Annotated in this window: 7 protein-coding genes and 1 tRNA gene; 2 read left to right on the top strand and 6 right to left on the bottom strand. The window is 68.0% G+C overall.

Annotated features, from left to right (window positions below; translation table 11 throughout):
- Positions 1 to 27: 27 nt before the first annotated feature.
- From recR to dnaX, 3 genes are all read right to left on the bottom strand, one after another.
- The gene (recR, locus tag LRM18_RS10145) at positions 28 to 627 is read right to left on the bottom strand and encodes a recombination mediator RecR (RefSeq protein WP_005415496.1); all 600 of its coding nucleotides are present in this window, start codon (positions 625 to 627) and stop codon (positions 28 to 30) included.
- 82 nt (positions 628 to 709) lie between these two features.
- Positions 710 to 1,030, bottom strand: coding sequence for a YbaB/EbfC family nucleoid-associated protein (locus LRM18_RS10140; protein ID WP_019659509.1), 321 nt, complete (start codon positions 1,028 to 1,030; stop codon positions 710 to 712).
- 6 nt (positions 1,031 to 1,036) lie between these two features.
- Positions 1,037 to 3,046 carry a DNA polymerase III subunit gamma/tau gene (gene dnaX, locus LRM18_RS10135; protein ID WP_064239614.1) on the bottom strand — a complete coding sequence of 670 codons (2,010 nt, stop codon included), beginning with the start codon at positions 3,044 to 3,046 and terminating at the stop codon, positions 1,037 to 1,039.
- A 161-nt stretch (positions 3,047 to 3,207) separates the two neighbouring features.
- Between dnaX and LRM18_RS10130 the strand changes: the two genes are divergently transcribed.
- Positions 3,208 to 3,300, top strand: a tRNA-Ser gene (locus LRM18_RS10130).
- A gap of 140 nt (positions 3,301 to 3,440) precedes the next feature.
- Here the strand turns inward: LRM18_RS10130 and LRM18_RS10125 are convergent.
- Positions 3,441 to 3,815, bottom strand: coding sequence for a DUF3592 domain-containing protein (locus LRM18_RS10125; protein WP_053462301.1), 375 nt, complete (start codon positions 3,813 to 3,815; stop codon positions 3,441 to 3,443).
- Positions 3,816 to 4,166: 351 nt separating this feature from the next.
- Between LRM18_RS10125 and LRM18_RS10120 the strand changes: the two genes are divergently transcribed.
- Positions 4,167 to 4,610, top strand: coding sequence for a GNAT family N-acetyltransferase (locus LRM18_RS10120; RefSeq protein ID WP_053505564.1), 444 nt, complete (start codon positions 4,167 to 4,169; stop codon positions 4,608 to 4,610).
- 55 nt (positions 4,611 to 4,665) lie between these two features.
- Here LRM18_RS10120 and LRM18_RS10115 read toward each other — a convergent pair whose 3' ends face one another.
- Together LRM18_RS10115 and sugE are read right to left on the bottom strand one after the other, a co-directional pair.
- A complete protein-coding gene (locus LRM18_RS10115) occupies positions 4,666 to 15,558 on the bottom strand; it encodes an autotransporter-associated beta strand repeat-containing protein (protein ID WP_270954131.1) in 10,893 nt (3,630 codons plus the stop codon).
- A gap of 359 nt (positions 15,559 to 15,917) precedes the next feature.
- Complete coding sequence (gene sugE, locus LRM18_RS10110) at positions 15,918 to 16,235, bottom strand: quaternary ammonium compound efflux SMR transporter SugE (RefSeq protein WP_049466375.1); 318 nt, start codon at positions 16,233 to 16,235, stop codon at positions 15,918 to 15,920.
- Positions 16,236 to 16,269 lie beyond the last annotated feature (34 nt).

Raw genomic sequence — 16,269 nt, 5'->3', positions numbered from 1 at the left:
GTAGGCCGGTCGCTGCCCGGCGCCTGCTCAATCGCGGAATTCGCTGCGCGTTCCGAACGCGTGCGACAGCGTGCCGCGGTCAACGTATTCAAGCTCGCCGCCCAGCGGCAGGCCCTGTGCCAGCCGGCTGGGCTGCACCTTGCGCGCGCGCGCCAGCTGCGCAAGGTAGTGCGCGGTGGCTTCGCCTTCGACGGTGGCACTGGTGGCGATGATCAGCTCCTGCACCTCACCTTCGGCCAGCCGTTGTTCCAGCTGCTCCAGGCCCAGCTCGCGCGGGCCGACGCCGTCGAGCGGCGACAGCCGCCCCTGCAGCACGAAGTAGACACCGCGGAAGCCGGTGGCGTTTTCGATGGCCAGGCGGTCGGCCGGCGATTCGACCACGCACAGCTGGCTGCGCTCGCGGCTGCTGTTGGCGCAGGTCGGGCACAGCTCGGTTTCGCTGAAGTCGCGGCACTGCGCGCAGTGGCCGATGCGCTCCACCGCCAGGGCCAGCGTCTCGGCCAGGCGCTGGCCACCTTCGCGCTCGCGTTCGAGCAGGTGGTACGCCATGCGCTGTGCGGTCTTCTGGCCTACGCCAGGCAGCACCCGCAGCGCGTCGATCAATTGTTCAAGCAGGGGTGCGGACACGGCGGCGTGCTTTCATGGCGTCGAGCAAGCTCGACGGCTACAGATTCCGTGGCACCCGCTTGCACGGGTGCCACGCTGGCAATCAGAACGGCAGCTTCATGCCCGGCGGCAGCTGCATGCCGGCGGTGGCCGAACCCATCTTCGACTTCGACTCGGCGTCGATCTTGTTCGAGGCATCGTTGAAGGCGGCGGCGATCAGGTCTTCCAGCATCTCCGGGTCGCTGGTCAGCGACGGGTCGATGCGCACCTTGCGGCATTCCTTGGCACCGGTCAGGGTCACGCTGACCATGCCGCCGCCGGCGCTGCCGGTCACTTCGATCCGGGCGATTTCTTCCTGGGCCTTCTGCAGGTTTTCCTGCATCTTCTGGGCCTGCTGCATCAGTTGGGCGATGTTTCCGCGCATGGTGTCTTACTCGTCAAAAGAACGGATGGAATCGGAAACAACCCGCGCGCCGTGCTGTTGGATCAGCACCTGCACTTCCGGGTCGTCCATGAAAACGGCCTCTGCCACCTGCTGCCGCTCGCCACGCTGGCGGTCGGCCCGCTGATGCAGGGTCTCGGCCGGAACGTGTTCGGTTTCCACGGTCTCGACCACGATCTTCGGCGCCTGGCCGAGGGCCTTCTGCAGCATCTCGCCGAGGGCAGCCAGCGCGCGCTCCGAGCGCAGGTATTCAAATCCGGGCGAAAGGCCCAGTTTCAAGGTCCCGTGCTGGCAGCTGATGAACGCGGCGTTGGCAGCCAGCTGCCGCGAGGGGCCGCTGAGGCCACTGTTGGCCACCAGGTCCAGCCAGTCTTCGGCAGTGGCCAGCTCGCTGACACCGTCCGGCGGCGCGGCATCGCGCGCCGGGGCCGGTTCGACCGGCGCAATGGCAATGCCTTCGGCGCGGAACGGACGCTCCGGCCGCGCAGGCTCGCCAGCGACCGCGGCGGGAGCCGGAGGCTCATGCCAGGGCGCGACCATGGCGGCGTCCGGGCCCGCCATCTCCGCGGCCAGCGCCTCATCACGCGCCTCCGCGTCCTGGGTGGCCCACGGTGGCAGGTCGTCGCTTGCCGCCTCCGCCTTCACTGGCGGCGGCGACTCGGGTTCCTCCACCGGAACCGGCTCGGGCTCTGGCGTCGGATCCGGCTCCGGCTGCGGGGCCGGCTCCGGTTCGGGATCAGGTTCGCGCGGCACGGCCTGTACCGGAGCGGCCACCTGCGCTGCCACAGCCGGGCTGGCTGAAGCGGCGGCAGCGGCCGGCGTCGCTTCGTGGCTACCGGCACCGCCGCCGCCACCGGCAGCGTTGCCACCCGCCGTGCCGCCCACCGCACCGTCGATCGCCTTCGGCACCGGCGGTACCGCTGCGGCCGGACGGAACGCCAGCATGCGCAGCACCGCCATCTCGAAGCCCGCGCGCGGGCTCGGTGCCAGCGGCAGGTCGCGACGGCCGTTCAGGGCCATCTGGTACCAGAGCTGGACCACTTCCGGGCGCAGGCGCTCGGCGAATGCCGCCACATCCAGGCCTTCCGCAACAGCGGCGCCCGGCACCAGCTGCTGCACCTGGATGCGGTGCAGCCCTTCGGCCAGCGCTTCCAGCACGCCACTCCAGTCCGGCGAGAACTCGGCCAGCGCCGCGACCACCTGCAGCAGCCGCGGGCCATCGCCGGCGGCCAGCGCATCCAGCATCGCCGCCACCTGGGTGCGGTCAACGGTGCCCAGCATGGTGCGTACCACGTCCTCGCGCAGCGCGCCGCCGGCATAGGCGATCGCCTGGTCCAGCAGCGACAGGCCATCGCGCAGGCTGCCGTCAGCAGCCTTGGCCAGCTGCACGATGGCACTGCCGTCGGCCTCGATCGCTTCGGCCGCCAGGATGCGGGTCATCTGGCCCTGGATCTGGTCTTCATCCAGGCGCTTGAGGTTGAACTGCAGGCAGCGGCTGAGCACGGTGACCGGCAGCTTCTGCGGATCGGTGGTGGCCAGCAGGAACTTGACGTGCTCCGGTGGCTCTTCCAGCGTCTTCAGCAGCGCGTTGAACGCCGCCTTGGACAGCATGTGCACTTCGTCGATCAAATAGACCTTGTACTTGCCGCGCGAGGGCATGTACTGCGCGTTCTCGATCACCTCGCGCACGTCGTCCACGCCGGTGTTGGACGCGGCGTCGATTTCCAGCAGGTCGATGTAGCGGCCGGCGTCGATATCCAGGCAGGCTGCACACTGGCCGCAGGGGTCGGCGCTGGTGCCCTGCTCGCAGTTCAGCGACTTGGCGAAGATGCGCGCGATGGTGGTCTTGCCCACGCCGCGGGTGCCGGTGAACAGGAACGCGTGGTGGACCCGGCCGCTGTCCAGCGCATTGCTGAGCGCACGGACCACGTGTTCCTGGCCCACCAGCTCGGCAAAACGCTTCGGACGCCACTTGCGGGCAAGGACGAGATAGGACATCAGGCCACCGTTTTCCATCGGATGTTCCATTGTGCCATGCCTGTCCAGCCCCCTCGCCAACATCGCCCCCGGAGGTGTTGCCTGGCCAGGGTGCTTGTGTCCGGCCGCGCCGCCCGCTAGAATCTGCGCCCCTGCTGAGGCGTTTGCCGATGGCAGGATCCGGAGAGGTGTCCGAGTGGTTGAAGGAGCACGCCTGGAAAGTGTGTAAGCGTCTAAACCGCGCTTCGGGGGTTCGAATCCCCCTCTCTCCGCCAGATAAATGAAGAAGCCGCCCCCTGGGCGGCTTTTTTATTGGGCTGGCGGGAAGCGCCGCAGGTACTACCGGACTGAACAGGCCCTGCCGCCGCGGCCGGTCCAACGGCCCGCCCGCCGACGGCGCGCGATCCGCCGCGAGTCATCTGCGCCGGAGCAGTCCGCGCACGCAGGCGCCGACGAACGCCAGCCCCAGCAGCACCCACACGACCGTCATTCCCCACAGCGCACCGAACGTATCCAGGACCGGCTCCAGCCGCGGTTGCGCCGGGTCGTACAGCACGCGTACCGGCTGCCCGGGCTCATAGCCGAAGATCATGCCGCCCTGCGGGTACGAGACGCGTTGACCGGTCGCGGTGGTGAACGCGACCTGCGGATGCGATCCGCCGGCGTTCAGGCGCTCGACCTGGCCATCAACGGCCTGCGCGACCTGCAGGAACTCAAGGCGATGCGTCACCTCGAAGGCGGCCACGGCAAGGATCAACAGACCCACCGCGCCAAACAGCAGGCCGCGCATGATCGGGGCAGGCCGGAAAAAAAGAAGGGTCGGGCATCGCTGGGCAGCTCCGTTGCAGGCGGGAACACGAATGGGGCCGGCGGATCCTGCCGCGCGGTCAGTCCCACGTGTCGACAGCATAGCCCAGAAGCCATCGCGCCCCACTGCACGCCAACGCGACCGGATGCGCCTCGCCATTGTCCGCCACCGACGCACCCGCCTGGTACAGGCGCCTGCGTTCCGCACGGTCATTCGAGTGGGGAGACGTCAGCTGTAAAAGCATCGGCATCGCTCCATGTACCCTGGAACGCTTCGCCCCCTCCCAACGCCTGGACGGTTGAAATGCAGCCGGGCGACTCCATGGCATTTCCCATGAACCTCCGCCTCTACCGCCCCGCAGATGCCCGCGCCTGCCTGTCGATGTTCGACAGCAACGTGCCCACCTACTTCGCGCCCGAAGAGCGCAGCGACTTTGAACGCTTCCTGCGCGAACAGGCCGTGGACTGCGCATTCCAGGTCATCGAGCGCGACGGCAGCATCGTGGCCTGTGGCGGCCTGTCGCGACGCGGCGACGGCAGTGCCGGCTTCTGCTGGGGCATGGTGCAGCGCGCGCTGCACCGGCAGGGACTGGGCCGCGAACTGGCGCTGGCACGCCTGCGCCAGGCCGAAGCGGATCCCTCGATCAAGCGCATCACGCTCAGCACCAGCCAGCACACCCAGGGCTTCTATGCTGGCCTGGGCTTCCAGGTGACGCGGATCGTGTCCAATGGCCACGGCGCCGGGATCGACGCCGTGGAGATGGAGCGGAGGGTCTAGCCCTCCGCCCGCCCTGGATCCACGCGAGCCGGGATCCAACGTCGCCGCGCTTTCCTCAGAAGCCCACGCGCAGGTTGATCTGCCCGCCCACATCGCGGCGGCCGTCGCCATGCTGGCCCTGTACGAACATCGACAGCTGGCTGTTGCGGCCAAGGCCGACCGCCACGCCGAGCTGGCTGACCAGCGCATTGCGTGCCATCACCGCACTGTAGACATCGAAGGCATTGCCGCCGACCGCGAAGCGGTTGCGGCTGGCCACATCGGTGTCACCCGAGGCGTGCTGCCAGCCGAGGCCGACGGTCAGCTGCGCCGGGAAGCGCTCGCCGCTGCCCACGTCCCAACGACCGCGCACGCCCACCGTGCTGACATTGAGCGTGTCCTTGCCGCCTTCCAGCACCAGTGCGGCGCTGCCGCCCTGCTCCACCGCACGATCACTGTCGACCCAGTGCCGGGTGAACTGCACATACGGCTGCAGTTGGGTCCTGCCATGGGTCCAGGTCCAGCTGCCCTCCACCTGCGCAATGGTCACGTCCGAATCCTGCCTGCTGTACAGGGTCTGGGCCAGCAGCGGCACCTCACGCGTGGTACGGGTGCGGTAGTCACCGCGCGACACGCTGCCACCGACCGCGAAGCCGTTGTTCCATTGTCCCTGCGCGTACAGGCCGAACGTGTTGCCACGCAGGCGGGACCGCGCGCTGCGATCGTACAGGCGGGTATCCAGGCGCTCATTGCCGGCCGCCGCACCCAGCACCACATGCTCGCCCAGCTGCCAGTCCACGCCCGCCATCACCGCATTGCGGTTGGAGCGGATGTCGGCACCGTTGCCGTCAGCGTCCTGGCGGAACACCTTGCCGCTGCCGGCCAGCCAGGCCGAAGCGCGCTCGCCCCGCACGGTCGGCAGTTCGCTGCCCAGGCGCTGGCGGATGCCCTCCTCCAGGTAGTTGTCATACAGCAGCACCGCGCGGCTGGCCGCATGCACTTCGCCTGACAGCTGGTCGAAGGCGCTGCGCGCAGTGGCCGCGTCGTAGAGCAGCACCGTGTTGTACAGGCCCAGCGCCGGGCCACTCTGCGGCAGGCTGTCCAGCGCTGCGGCAGTGTTGTACTGGTTGCGCGTCGTCGCTGCGGTGGTGAATGCCGCAGTCTGCGCCACGTCGATCTGCAGGTTGGCGGTGTTGGCCGTATAGACCGGCGTGATCGTCAGGAAGGCCGACGGCGAGGTTGCCGCAGCGAACTGCCCGCTCACGCCACCCCCGGCATTGACCACCGTGTACTGCTGGCCCTGCTGGTAGCTGGTGCTCGGCGAGATGGTGTTCACCCGCACCGTACTGCCACCCACATTGGCACTGCCGCCCACCTTCACCGTGTCGCTGCCGGTGGCCCCCAGATCGATGCCCAGCGTGCTGCCCGGCGACAGCGTCAGGTTGCCGCCGACGGTGATCGTTCCGGTGCCATTGCCGGCACCGCCGCCATTGCCCGGGCCATTGCCCGGCGACAGCACGCCACCGCTGGATACGGTCACGCCACCGCCGGTACCGCCGATGGTGCCGGTGCCGGAGAGCGTGGTGCCACTGCCGATGGTCCACTGGCCGCCGATGTTGCCGGTGACGTTCAGGCCACCGCCGGTGACCTGGCCCGTGCCGCTGAATGCAGCACTGTTGCCGCCCAGATTCAGGCTGCCCGGGCCGGCCTGCACGATGCTGCCGCCACCACTGATGCTGCCGCCGAGCGTGGTGGTGCCGCCGGTGTTGATCACCAGGCCACCGTTGTTGGTGATGTTGCCGGTGATCGCACCGCTGGCCTCACCGTTGCCGACCTGCACGGTGCCGCCGGCATTGATGGTGGTACCGCCGGTGTAGGTGTTGTTGCCGGTCAGGACCACGGTGCCGGCACCTGCCTGGGTCAGGCCACCGCTGCCGCTGATCGTGCCGCCCACCGTGGTGTTGCCGCCGACGTTGAACACTAGGCTGCCGTTGTTGGCAACGTTGCCGGTGATCGCACCGCCCGCGCCACCGTTGCCGACCTGCAGCGTGCCGCCAGTGTTGATGGTGGTGCCGCCGGTATAGGTGTTGTTGCCGGTCAGGACCACGGTGCCGGTGCCGGCCTGGGTCAGGCCGCCGCTGCCGCTGATGGCGCCGCCGACGGTGGTGTTGCCACCCACGTTGAACACCAGGCTGCCGTTGTTGACGACACTGCCGCCGATCGCACCGGTCGCACCGCCATTGCCGACCTGCAGGGTGCCACCGGCATTGATGGTGGTCGGGCCGGTATAGGTGTTGTTGCCGGTCAGGGTCAGCGTGCCGCTGCCGGCCTGGGTCAGCCCGCCACTGCCGCTGATGGTGCCGCCCAGCGTGGTGTTGCCGGCCACGTTGGAGAGCAGCGTGCCGTTGTTGGTGACATCACCGATGATCGAACCGGTCGCACCGCCATTGCCCAGCTGCAGCGTACCGCCGGCGTTGATGGTGGTGCCGCCGGTATAGGTGTTGGTCCCGGTCAGCAGCAGCGTGCCGCTGCCGGCCTGGGTCAGGCCGCCGCTGCCACTGAGGGTGCCGCCCAGCGTGGTGTTGCCGGCCACGTTGGAAATCAACGCGCCATTGTTGGTGATATCGCCGGCGATGGCACCGGTCGCGCCGCCGTTGCCCACCTGCAGCGTGCCGCCGGCATTGATGGTGGTCCCGCCGGTGTAGGTGTTGTTGCCCACCAGGGTCAGCACACCGCTGCCGGCCTGGGTCAGGCCACCACTGCCGCTGATCGCGCCGCCGACCGTGGTGTTGCCGCCGACGTTGAACACCAGGCTGCCGTTGTTGGCAACGTTGCCGGTGATCGCGCCGGTCGCACCGCCATTGCCCACCTGCAGGGTGCCACCGGCATTGATGGTGGTGCCGCCGATATAGGTGTTGTTGCCGGTCAGGGTCAGCGTGCCGCTGCCGGCCTGGGTCAGGCCACCACTGCCACTGATGGTGCCACCGAGCGTGGTGTTACCGGCCACGTTGGACACCAGCGCACCGTTGTTGGTGATATCGCCAACGATCGCACCGGTCGCACCACCGTTGCCGATCTGCAGCGTGCCGCCGGCATTGATGGCGGTCCCTCCGGTGTAGGTGTTGTTGCCGGTCAGCACCAGCGTGCCGCTGCCGGCCTGGGTCAGGCTGCCGCTGCCACTCACCACTGCGCCCACGGTGGCCGTCGTGCCCAGGTTGTAGACCAGGCTGCCGTTGTTGGTGATGTCGCCCAGCACCGAACCGCTGCTGCCGCCGTTGCCGATCTGCAGCGTGCTGCCACCGTTGATGGTGGTGCCTCCGGTATAGGTGTTGTCGCCACTCAGGGTCAGCGTGCCGGTACCGCCCTGCACCAGGCCGCCGGTACCACTGAGCACGCCGGCAAAGGTCGTGCTGGCGTTGTTGCCGCCGGTGGTCAGGGTTGCACCGCCCAGCACCACGCTGGAACCGGTCACGCCGGCCAGGCCTCCGATGCTCTGGCTGCCACCGGCGCTGATATCCAGCGTGCCCGCACCGGCCAGGTTGACCGTGCTGGCACCGGACAGGCTGCCGCCGGCCGCAACTGCCAGCGTGCCGCTGTTGATGGTGGTGGTGCCGGTATAGCTGCTGGCACCGCCCAGGGTGACTGTCGCCGCGCCATCCTTCAGCAGGCCACCGGCGCCGCTGATCGGGCCGTTCAAGGTCAGTGCGTTGCTGCCAGCCAGGGTCAGCGTGCCGCTGGCCAGCTGCACGGTGTTGGCCAGGGTCAACGCGCTGGTGCCATCCAGGCTGGCGTCACCGCCTACGGTCAGCGCGCCGGTGCCCAGCGATCCGTCGTTGCCCAGCAGCAGGCCACCGGCGTTGAGGGTCACGCCGCCGGTGAAGACGTTGACGCCGGTCAAGCCCTGGATGCCTGCGCCGTTCTTTACCAGGCCACCGGCCCCTCCGATGGTGCCAGCGAACGTGGTATTGCCCACGCCATTGAGGGTCAGCGTGCTGCCGCCCAGCGCCACGGTCGAACCTGCCACGCCTGCCAGCGAACCGATCGCCTGCGCACCACCCGCGCTGATGTCGAAGGTGGTACCGGCGTTGGCCAGGGTGACCGCACCGGTCGCGGCCAGGCTGCCGCCGGCACCGATCGCCAGCGTGCCGGCGTTGATGGTGGTGCCACCGGTGAAGGTGTTGGTTCCGGTCAACGTCTGCGTCCCCGAACCTTCCTTGATCAGGCCACCGGAGCCGGCCACCGAACCACTGAACGTGCCGTTGGTGGCATCACCGATCGTCAGCGTGTTGGCGCCCAGGTTCACCGTACCGTTGCCGACCAGCGTGCCGAACTGCTGCGTGCCGCTGCCCGCTGACAGATCGAAGGTCGCACCCGAGGCCAGGTTGACGATGCCGCTGGCGTGCAGGCTCGCGCCCGCGCCCAGTGCCAGCGTACCGGCGTTGATGTTGGTGCCACCGGTATAGGTATTGGTGCCGTTCAAGGTCAGCGTTGCGGCGCCCTCCTTGGTCAGGCTGCCAGTGCCGCTCAGGTTGCCGTTGAGGGTGAGGTTGTTGCTGCCAAGGACGGTCAACGCGTTGTTGAGGGTGAAGTTGTTGGCGAGGGTGACCGCTGTGTTCGAATCGAGCGTGGCATTGCCACCCACCGTCACCGCACCGGTGCCCAACGCAGCATTGTTGCCCACCACCAGGCCGCCAGCGTTGAGCGTTACGCCGCCGCTGAAGGTACTGACGCCGTTGAGCGTCTGCACGCCTGCGCCGTTCTTGACCAGGCCGCCGTTGCCACTGATCGCACCGCTGAAGGTGCTGTCCACGGTGCCGCCCAGGGTCAGCGTGCTGCCGCCCAGCGCCACCGTACTGCCGGCGACGCCGGCCAGCGAGCCGATGGCCTGGTTGCCCGCCGAAATGTCGAACGTGCCGGCACCGGCCAGGTTCACCGCGCCGGTCGCGGCGAGGCTGCCACCGGCGCCGGTCGCCAGCGTGCCGCTGTTGATGGTGGTGCCACCGGTGTAGGTGTTGGCGCCGGTCAGGGTCACGGTGGCCGCACCGTCCTTGATCAGTCCGCCCGTGCCGGAGATCACGCCGCCCAGGGTCAGCGCCTGGCTGCCGAGCAGACCGAGGTTGGCGCCGCCGGCAAGCCCGATGTTGTTGGCCAGGCTGACGCCGGTCGATGCATCCAGCGTCGCGTTGCTTCCCACCGTCAGCGCACCGCTGCCGAGCGCAGCGTTGTTGCCGACCACCAATGCGCCGCCATTGAGCGCGACGCCACCGCTGAACAGGTTGGCGCCGCCCAGCGTGAGGCTGCCGGCGCCGTTCTTGACCAGGCCGCCGGTGCCGGAGATCGCGCCATCGAAGATGCTGTTGCCAACGCCGCCCAGGGTCAGCGTCTGCGCCCCCAGGCTCACCGTCGAACCCGCCACGCCGTTCAACGCCCCGATGGTCTGGTTGGCGCCGGCGGCGGAGATATCGAAGCCTGTGCCTGCCGCAGTGAGCGTCACCGCACCGGTCGCGGCCAGACTGCCGCCGGGGCCGATCGCCAGGGTACCGGCGTTGATGAAGGTGCCGCCGGTGTAGGTGTTGGCACCGGTCAGCGTCTCGATGCCGGCACCGACCTTGGTCAGGCCACCGGTGCCTGCGATCGAGCCACTGAAGGTGCCATCGGTGGCACCGCCGACCTCGATCGAGTTGGCGCCGAGATTCACCGTACCGTTGCCGACCAGCGTGCCGAACTGCTGCGTGCCGCTGCCGGCCGACAGGTCCAGCGTGGCGCCGGTGGCAAGATTGACGGTACCGCTCGCGGCCAGGCTGGCACCGGCGCCCAGCGCCAGCGTGCCTGCATTGATGGTGGTACCACCGGTATAGGTGTTGGCGCCGTTCAAGGTCAGCGTCGCGCTGCCATTCTTGGTCAGGCTGCCGGCCCCGGAAAGGACGCCGTTGAGTGTGAGTGCCTGGGTCCCGAGCACGGTCAGCCCGGCATTGAGCGCAATGTTGTTGGCCAGCGTTGCCAGGCCGGTGGTATCCAGCGTGGCAGCACCACCGACGGTCAATGCGCCCGTGCCCAGCGCTGCGTCATTGCCGAGCACCAGTCCGCCTGCATTGAGCGTCACGCCACCACCGAAGGTATTGGCGCCGGACAAGGTCTGTACGCCCGCGCCCACCTTGACCAGGCCACCACCGCCGCTGATCACGCCATCGAACGCGGCGTTGCCGGCCGTACCGAAGGTGAGCGAATTGCCGCCCAGCGTCAGCGTGCTTCCCCCCGCTCCGTTGAGTGCACCGATGGTCTGGTTGCTGCCGGCGCCGGAGATATCGAAGCCAGCGCCGGCGCCCAGCGTGACATCGCCCGCTGCAGCAAGGCTGCCTCCGGTTCCCAGTGCCAGCGTGCCAGCATTGATGGTGGTGCCGCCGGTGTAGGTGTTGGCACCGGACAGGGTCAGCGTGGTGGCACCATTCTTGACCAGGCTGCCGTTGCCGCCGATCACGCCCGAGAGCGTCAGTGCGTTGCTGCCAGGTACGGTCAGCGCGACACCCGAGCCCAGCGTGACCGCATTGCCGAGGGTGACTGCAGCGCCTGCATCCAGCGTGGTGCTGGTAGTCACTGCCAGCGTGCCGGTACCCAGCGCACCATCCGCACCGACGACCAGGCCACCACCGTTCAGGGTCAGGCCGCCACCGAAGGTGTTGGTGTTGTTGAGGGTCAGCAGGCCCGTACCGTTCTTGACCAGGCTGCCATTGCCGGCCACCACGCCACCGAGCGTGACATCGTTGCTGCCGCCCAGCGTCAGCTGCGTGCCCGCACCGAAGTTCACTGCATTGGCCAGGTTCAACGCCACCGTGCTGTCCAGCGTGGTGGTGCCACCGATGCCCAGCGCACCGGTGCCGAGCGCGCTGGCATTGCCGAGGATCAGGCCACCGGCGTTGAGTGCAACTCCGCCACTGAAGGTGTTGGCACCGGACAGCGTCTGCACGCCGGTACCCGTCTTGACCAGGCTGCCAGTGCCACCGATCACACCGGCAAAGCTGCCGTTGCCGGCGCCGCCAAAGGTCAGCGACTGCGCGCCCAGCGCCAGCTGGCTGCCGGCGACGCCGTCGAGTGCGCCGATGGTCTGCGCGGCACCGGCTGCCGAGATGTCCAGCGTCGCACCGGCGCCGGCAAGATCCACCGCACCGGCCGCGGCAAGGCTGCCACCGGCCCCCAGCGCCAGCGTGCCGGCGTTGACGGTGGTGCCACCCCCGAACGTGTTGGCGCCAGACAGCGTGAGGCGCGCCGCGCCATCCTTGATCAGCCCGCCGGCGCCGAACACCGGACCGGTCAGCGTCAGGTCATTGCTGCCCAGCACGGTGAGGTTGGCGCCCGCAGCGAGGCCGAGGGTGTTGCCCACCGAAAGCGCCGCAGTGGCATCCAGCGAAGCGTTGCCGCCCACGTCCAGCTGGCCGGTACCCAGCGCCTGTGCGTTGCCAAGCTGCAGTACGCCCGCGTTGAGCCCGACGCCCCCGCTGAACGTATTGGCGCCGTTCAACGCCAGTGTCGCCGCACCGTTCTTGACCAGCCCGCCGGTGCCGCTGATGACGCCTTCCAGCGACACGTTCTGGCTGCCCAGCAGATCCAGCACCGCACCGGCGCCGAGGTTGACGCTGTTGCCCAGGTCCAGCGCCACCGAACTGTCCAGCGTGGTATTGGCCCCCACCGACAATGCGCCGGTGCCCAGCGCGCCGGCATTGCCCAGCAGCAGGCCGCCGCCGTTGACGGTCAGCCCGCCACCGAAGCTGTTGGCGCCATTGAGGGTCAAGGTGGTGGCACCGTTCTTCACCAGCCTGCCCGCACCGGAGACCACCCCGCCCAGCGTGATCGCCTGCGAACCCGGCAGCGACAACGCGGCGCCTGCACCCAGTGCCACGTTGTTGCCCAGGTTCAGCGGCGCACTGCCGTCGAGCGAGACGTTGCCACCGATGCCCAGCGTCCCGCTGCCGAGTGCGCCGCTGTTGCCCAGCAGCAGGGCGCCAGCGTTCGCGCTCAGTCCACCACTGAAGGTGTTGGTACCGTTCAAGGTCAGTGTCGCCGCGCCGTTCTTGACCAGGCTGCCGGTGCCCGTGATGTTGCCGGCCAGGGCCAGGTTCTGGCTGCCCGGCAGGGTCAGGGCCGCGCCGAGGTTGATCGCATTGCCCAGGTTCAGCGCTGTCGTGGCATCCAGCGAGCCGTTGCCACTGACCGTCAGCGCGCCGCTTCCCAGCGCACCGGCATTGCCCAGCACCAGGCCACCGGCCGCAAGGTCCAGGCCACCACTGAAGGTATTGGCGCCGGTCAGCGTCTGCACGCCGGCGCCCTGCTTGATCAGGCCACCGGTGCCGCCGATCACGCCCGCGAACGTCTGGTTGGTGGCATCACCGAAGGTGAGCGTGCTGCTGCCCAGCGTCACCGTGCTGCCGGCAATACCGGACAGCGCGCCGATGGTCTGGTTGCCGCCGAGCGAGATGTCCAGGTCCGCGCCAACGCCGGTCAGGCTGACCGCACCGCCGGCGGCCAGGCTTCCGCCGCTGCCCACCGCAACCTTGCCGGCATTGATCGCCAGGCCGCCGGTGAAGGTATTCGCGCCACCCAGCGTAAGCGTGGCGGCACCGTTCTTGACCAGGCTGCCGCTGCCGCCAATGACACCGCCCAGCGTCAGTGCGTTCGAGCCCAGCACATTGAGCGAGCCACCCGCGCCCAGCGTGATGCCATTGCCGACCGCAAGCGCCGCGCTGGTGTCAAGCGACACCACGCCACCAACATTCAGCGCACCGGTTCCCAGTGCTCCACCGTTGCCCAGCACCAGGCTGCCGGCATTGAACGCCACGCCGCCGCCGAAGGTATTGGCGCCATTGAGCGTCAGCGACGACGCACCGCTCTTGACCAAGCCACCGGTGCCACCGATCACGCCGTTGAACGTCAACGCCTGGTTGCCAAGCAGATTGAGGCTGGCGCCCGAACCGAGGTTGACCGCGTTGGCCAGTGCAAGCGCTCCCGTGGTTCCATCGAGCGTCACGTTGCCACCGACACTGAGCGCACCGCTGCCCAGCGCAGCAGCATTGCCCAGCAGCAGGCCACCGGCGTTGAGTGCCACGCCGCCACTGAGGTTGTTCACGCCCGACAAGGTCTGCACGCCGGTGCCCAGCTTGACCAGGCCTCCCGTGCCTGCGGCGAACGTGCCGCTGTAGCTGGTATTGCCCAGCCCCGCGAGGGTGAGCGTGCGGCTGCCCAGGTTGACCGAACCGCCGAGGCCCGCCAGCGAACCGATGGTCTGGTTGGCGGCCGCCGACAGGTCCAGGGTGGTACCGACGCCGACCGTGACCGCACCGGTGGGCGACAGGCTGCCGCCCGCGCCCAGCGCCAACGCGCCTCCGGCCAGGTTGAAACTGCCGGTCAGCGCATTGGCGCCGTTCAAGGTGAGCGTGCCGGCGCCGTTCTTGGTCAGGTTGCCGGCACCGGAGATCGAACCATTCAATGACAACGCATTGCTGCCAAGCAGGTTCAGCGAGCCCCCGCCATTGATCACCAGATTGTTGCCCAGGGTGAAGCCCGCCGTCGTATCCAGTGAGGCGCTGCCACCCACGGTCAGGTTGCCGCTGCCCAGTGCACCGGCATTGCCCAGTACCAGGCCGCCGGCATTGAGGTTGACGCCGCCGGAGAACAGGTTTGCGCCGCCGAGAGTAACGATGCCGGTGTTGTTGACCGTCAGCCCGCCAGTACCGGACAGCACGCCCCCCAGGCTGAAGGCATTGGTCCCTGCCAGGGACAGATTGCCCCCAAGGCTGAAAGCGTTGGCCAGGTTAAGACCGGCCGTGGAGGAGGCGATGGCACCGCCGTTGGCGGTGAACAGCCCGGTGCCGAAGGAACCGGCATTGTTGAAATTGACCAGGCCATCATTGAGCGTGGTCGTACCCGCACCCGCCCACGCACCTTGCAGGTTCCAGGTACCGCTGTTGACGGTGAGCTTCTGGAAGTTGAGGTACTGGTTCCAGCCCAGCGTGGTCACCGCGCCGCCGGTGCCGGCCCCCGGGCCGCTGACGACGTTCTGCAGCACCAGCGTGTTGTTGGCCGCACCACTGCCGGTACCGGCGTCGACCGATCCCGCAGCCGCAACCTTTACCCCGGTGACACCGGTAATCACGCCGGCAAGAGCGGTGCCGCCGCCGCTCACAACGCTGGAACCCGACACTGCGGTGAAGGTGTTGCCGCCGGTTGAATCACCCAGGTGAACGCTGCCACTGACCGCCCCCGCATTGAGGAACGTGTTACCGCCAGAAGCCCCCAGGCCGACGCGTCCGTCGATGGTGCCGGTGTTGGTCACAGCGGCGGCTGCACCACCATAGGTCACCACCGTGGTCGCGTCGGAAACGCTGCCTGCACCGATCAACGACGTGCTGATCAGGCCGGCGTTGTTGATGGTGGTGGTGCCGTTGACATTCTGTGCCACCAGCGCCTGTCCACCGAAGCCCAGCAGCGTTGCGATGTTGACGACACCCTTGATCTGTCCGCTGGCGTTGTTGTTGACGACGATCGCGCTGTTGTTGGAAGAAGCATTGCCGACGACCAGGCCGGGCGAGGCGAGGATGATCGAGCTCGGATCGATCGTGCCATTGTTGTTGACCGTCACGTTGTCGCCGGTCAGCGTCGCTGCGTTGCCTCCACCTACGAGCGGCGGCGTACGCAGCAATGCACCTGCGGCGATGTTCAGCGTGAGGCCGTTGGTCGCGTTGGAGTAGTTGTTGATGTTGGTGGTGCTGTCGCAGTTCACGGTTGTGGTGCCCGTGCACGCTGCGAATGCCGATCCGCTGGCCAGTGTGGCGGCCAAAGCCGCCGCCAGCTGGTGTGCCCGCAATCGCGGCACCCGCCCTGCGCTGACCGCGCTTCCGCCGGGATTCTGGGCGACCTCCGAAGCAACCTGCATTACCCCAAGGGCACGATTGAAAACCAGACGGTAAATGCGGTTCATCGGTAAATCTCCATGAAAAGACCGGATGGCACAGCTGGCAGGTTTTTTGGAGACAATGCGGCCCACCCCGGCTCCCCGAACGGGAACAAGGCCTGAAGGCATTAACTCCTGAAAATCTTCACATCTTCACGCGATCGCACCCGGGGACAGGTGCGCCAGCGCGTCCGTCAAGGCGAAAACTCCCCGGTTTCGCCCGACGAATGGCGGCACTGTGCGACCGACGGTGCCAGCGGCATGTGAATCACGCGCGCTATTTTTATGACGTGCGTCAAATAATAGGGGCGGACAAAATGGTTTTGCCGAAAATGCATATTGCTGCATGTGGCGGGGAATCCATTCCCCGCCATGAGTAAATAAATTCAGCTACTGGAGAGTTTCATCAGCACCAGGCCGGAAACGATCAGCACCGCCGCACCGATCCGCATCGGGCTGACCTGCTCGCCCAGAAACACAATGCCCACCACGAACGCACCGACCGCGCCGATGCCGGTCCAGATCGTGTAGGCGGTGCCCAGCGGCAGGCTGCGCATGGCCACCGCCAGCAGCCAGAAGCTGGCGACCATGCCGATGATCGTGACCACGGTGGGGGTGAGCCGGGTGAAGCCTTCGGACTGCTTCATGGATACGGCCCAGACGATTTCCAGCAGGCCGGCAAACAACAGATAGATCCAGGCCATGACGGCCCTCCTCTTGGTAGGGCCAGGCCGTCCT

The sequence above is a fragment of the Stenotrophomonas sp. PI_27 genome (assembly GCF_027854495.1).
GTDB lineage: Bacteria > Pseudomonadota > Gammaproteobacteria > Xanthomonadales > Xanthomonadaceae > Stenotrophomonas > Stenotrophomonas pavanii.
The sequence above is the reverse complement of the archived record's forward strand: the minus strand, read 5'-3'. Positions and strand labels throughout refer to the sequence as shown.

Excerpts from the sequence above, each read along its gene's own strand:
- LRM18_RS10140 (WP_019659509.1), bottom strand. The coding sequence starts at position 1,030 with ATGCGCGGAAACATCGCCCAACTGATGCAGCAGGCCCAGAAGATGCAG.
- dnaX (WP_064239614.1), bottom strand. The coding sequence starts at position 3,046 with ATGTCCTATCTCGTCCTTGCCCGCAAGTGGCGTCCGAAGCGTTTTGCC.
- LRM18_RS10125 (WP_053462301.1), bottom strand. The coding sequence starts at position 3,815 with ATGCGCGGCCTGCTGTTTGGCGCGGTGGGTCTGTTGATCCTTGCCGTG.
- LRM18_RS10120 (WP_053505564.1), top strand. The coding sequence starts at position 4,167 with ATGAACCTCCGCCTCTACCGCCCCGCAGATGCCCGCGCCTGCCTGTCG.
- LRM18_RS10115 (WP_270954131.1), bottom strand. The coding sequence starts at position 15,558 with ATGAACCGCATTTACCGTCTGGTTTTCAATCGTGCCCTTGGGGTAATG.
- sugE (WP_049466375.1), bottom strand. The coding sequence starts at position 16,235 with ATGGCCTGGATCTATCTGTTGTTTGCCGGCCTGCTGGAAATCGTCTGG.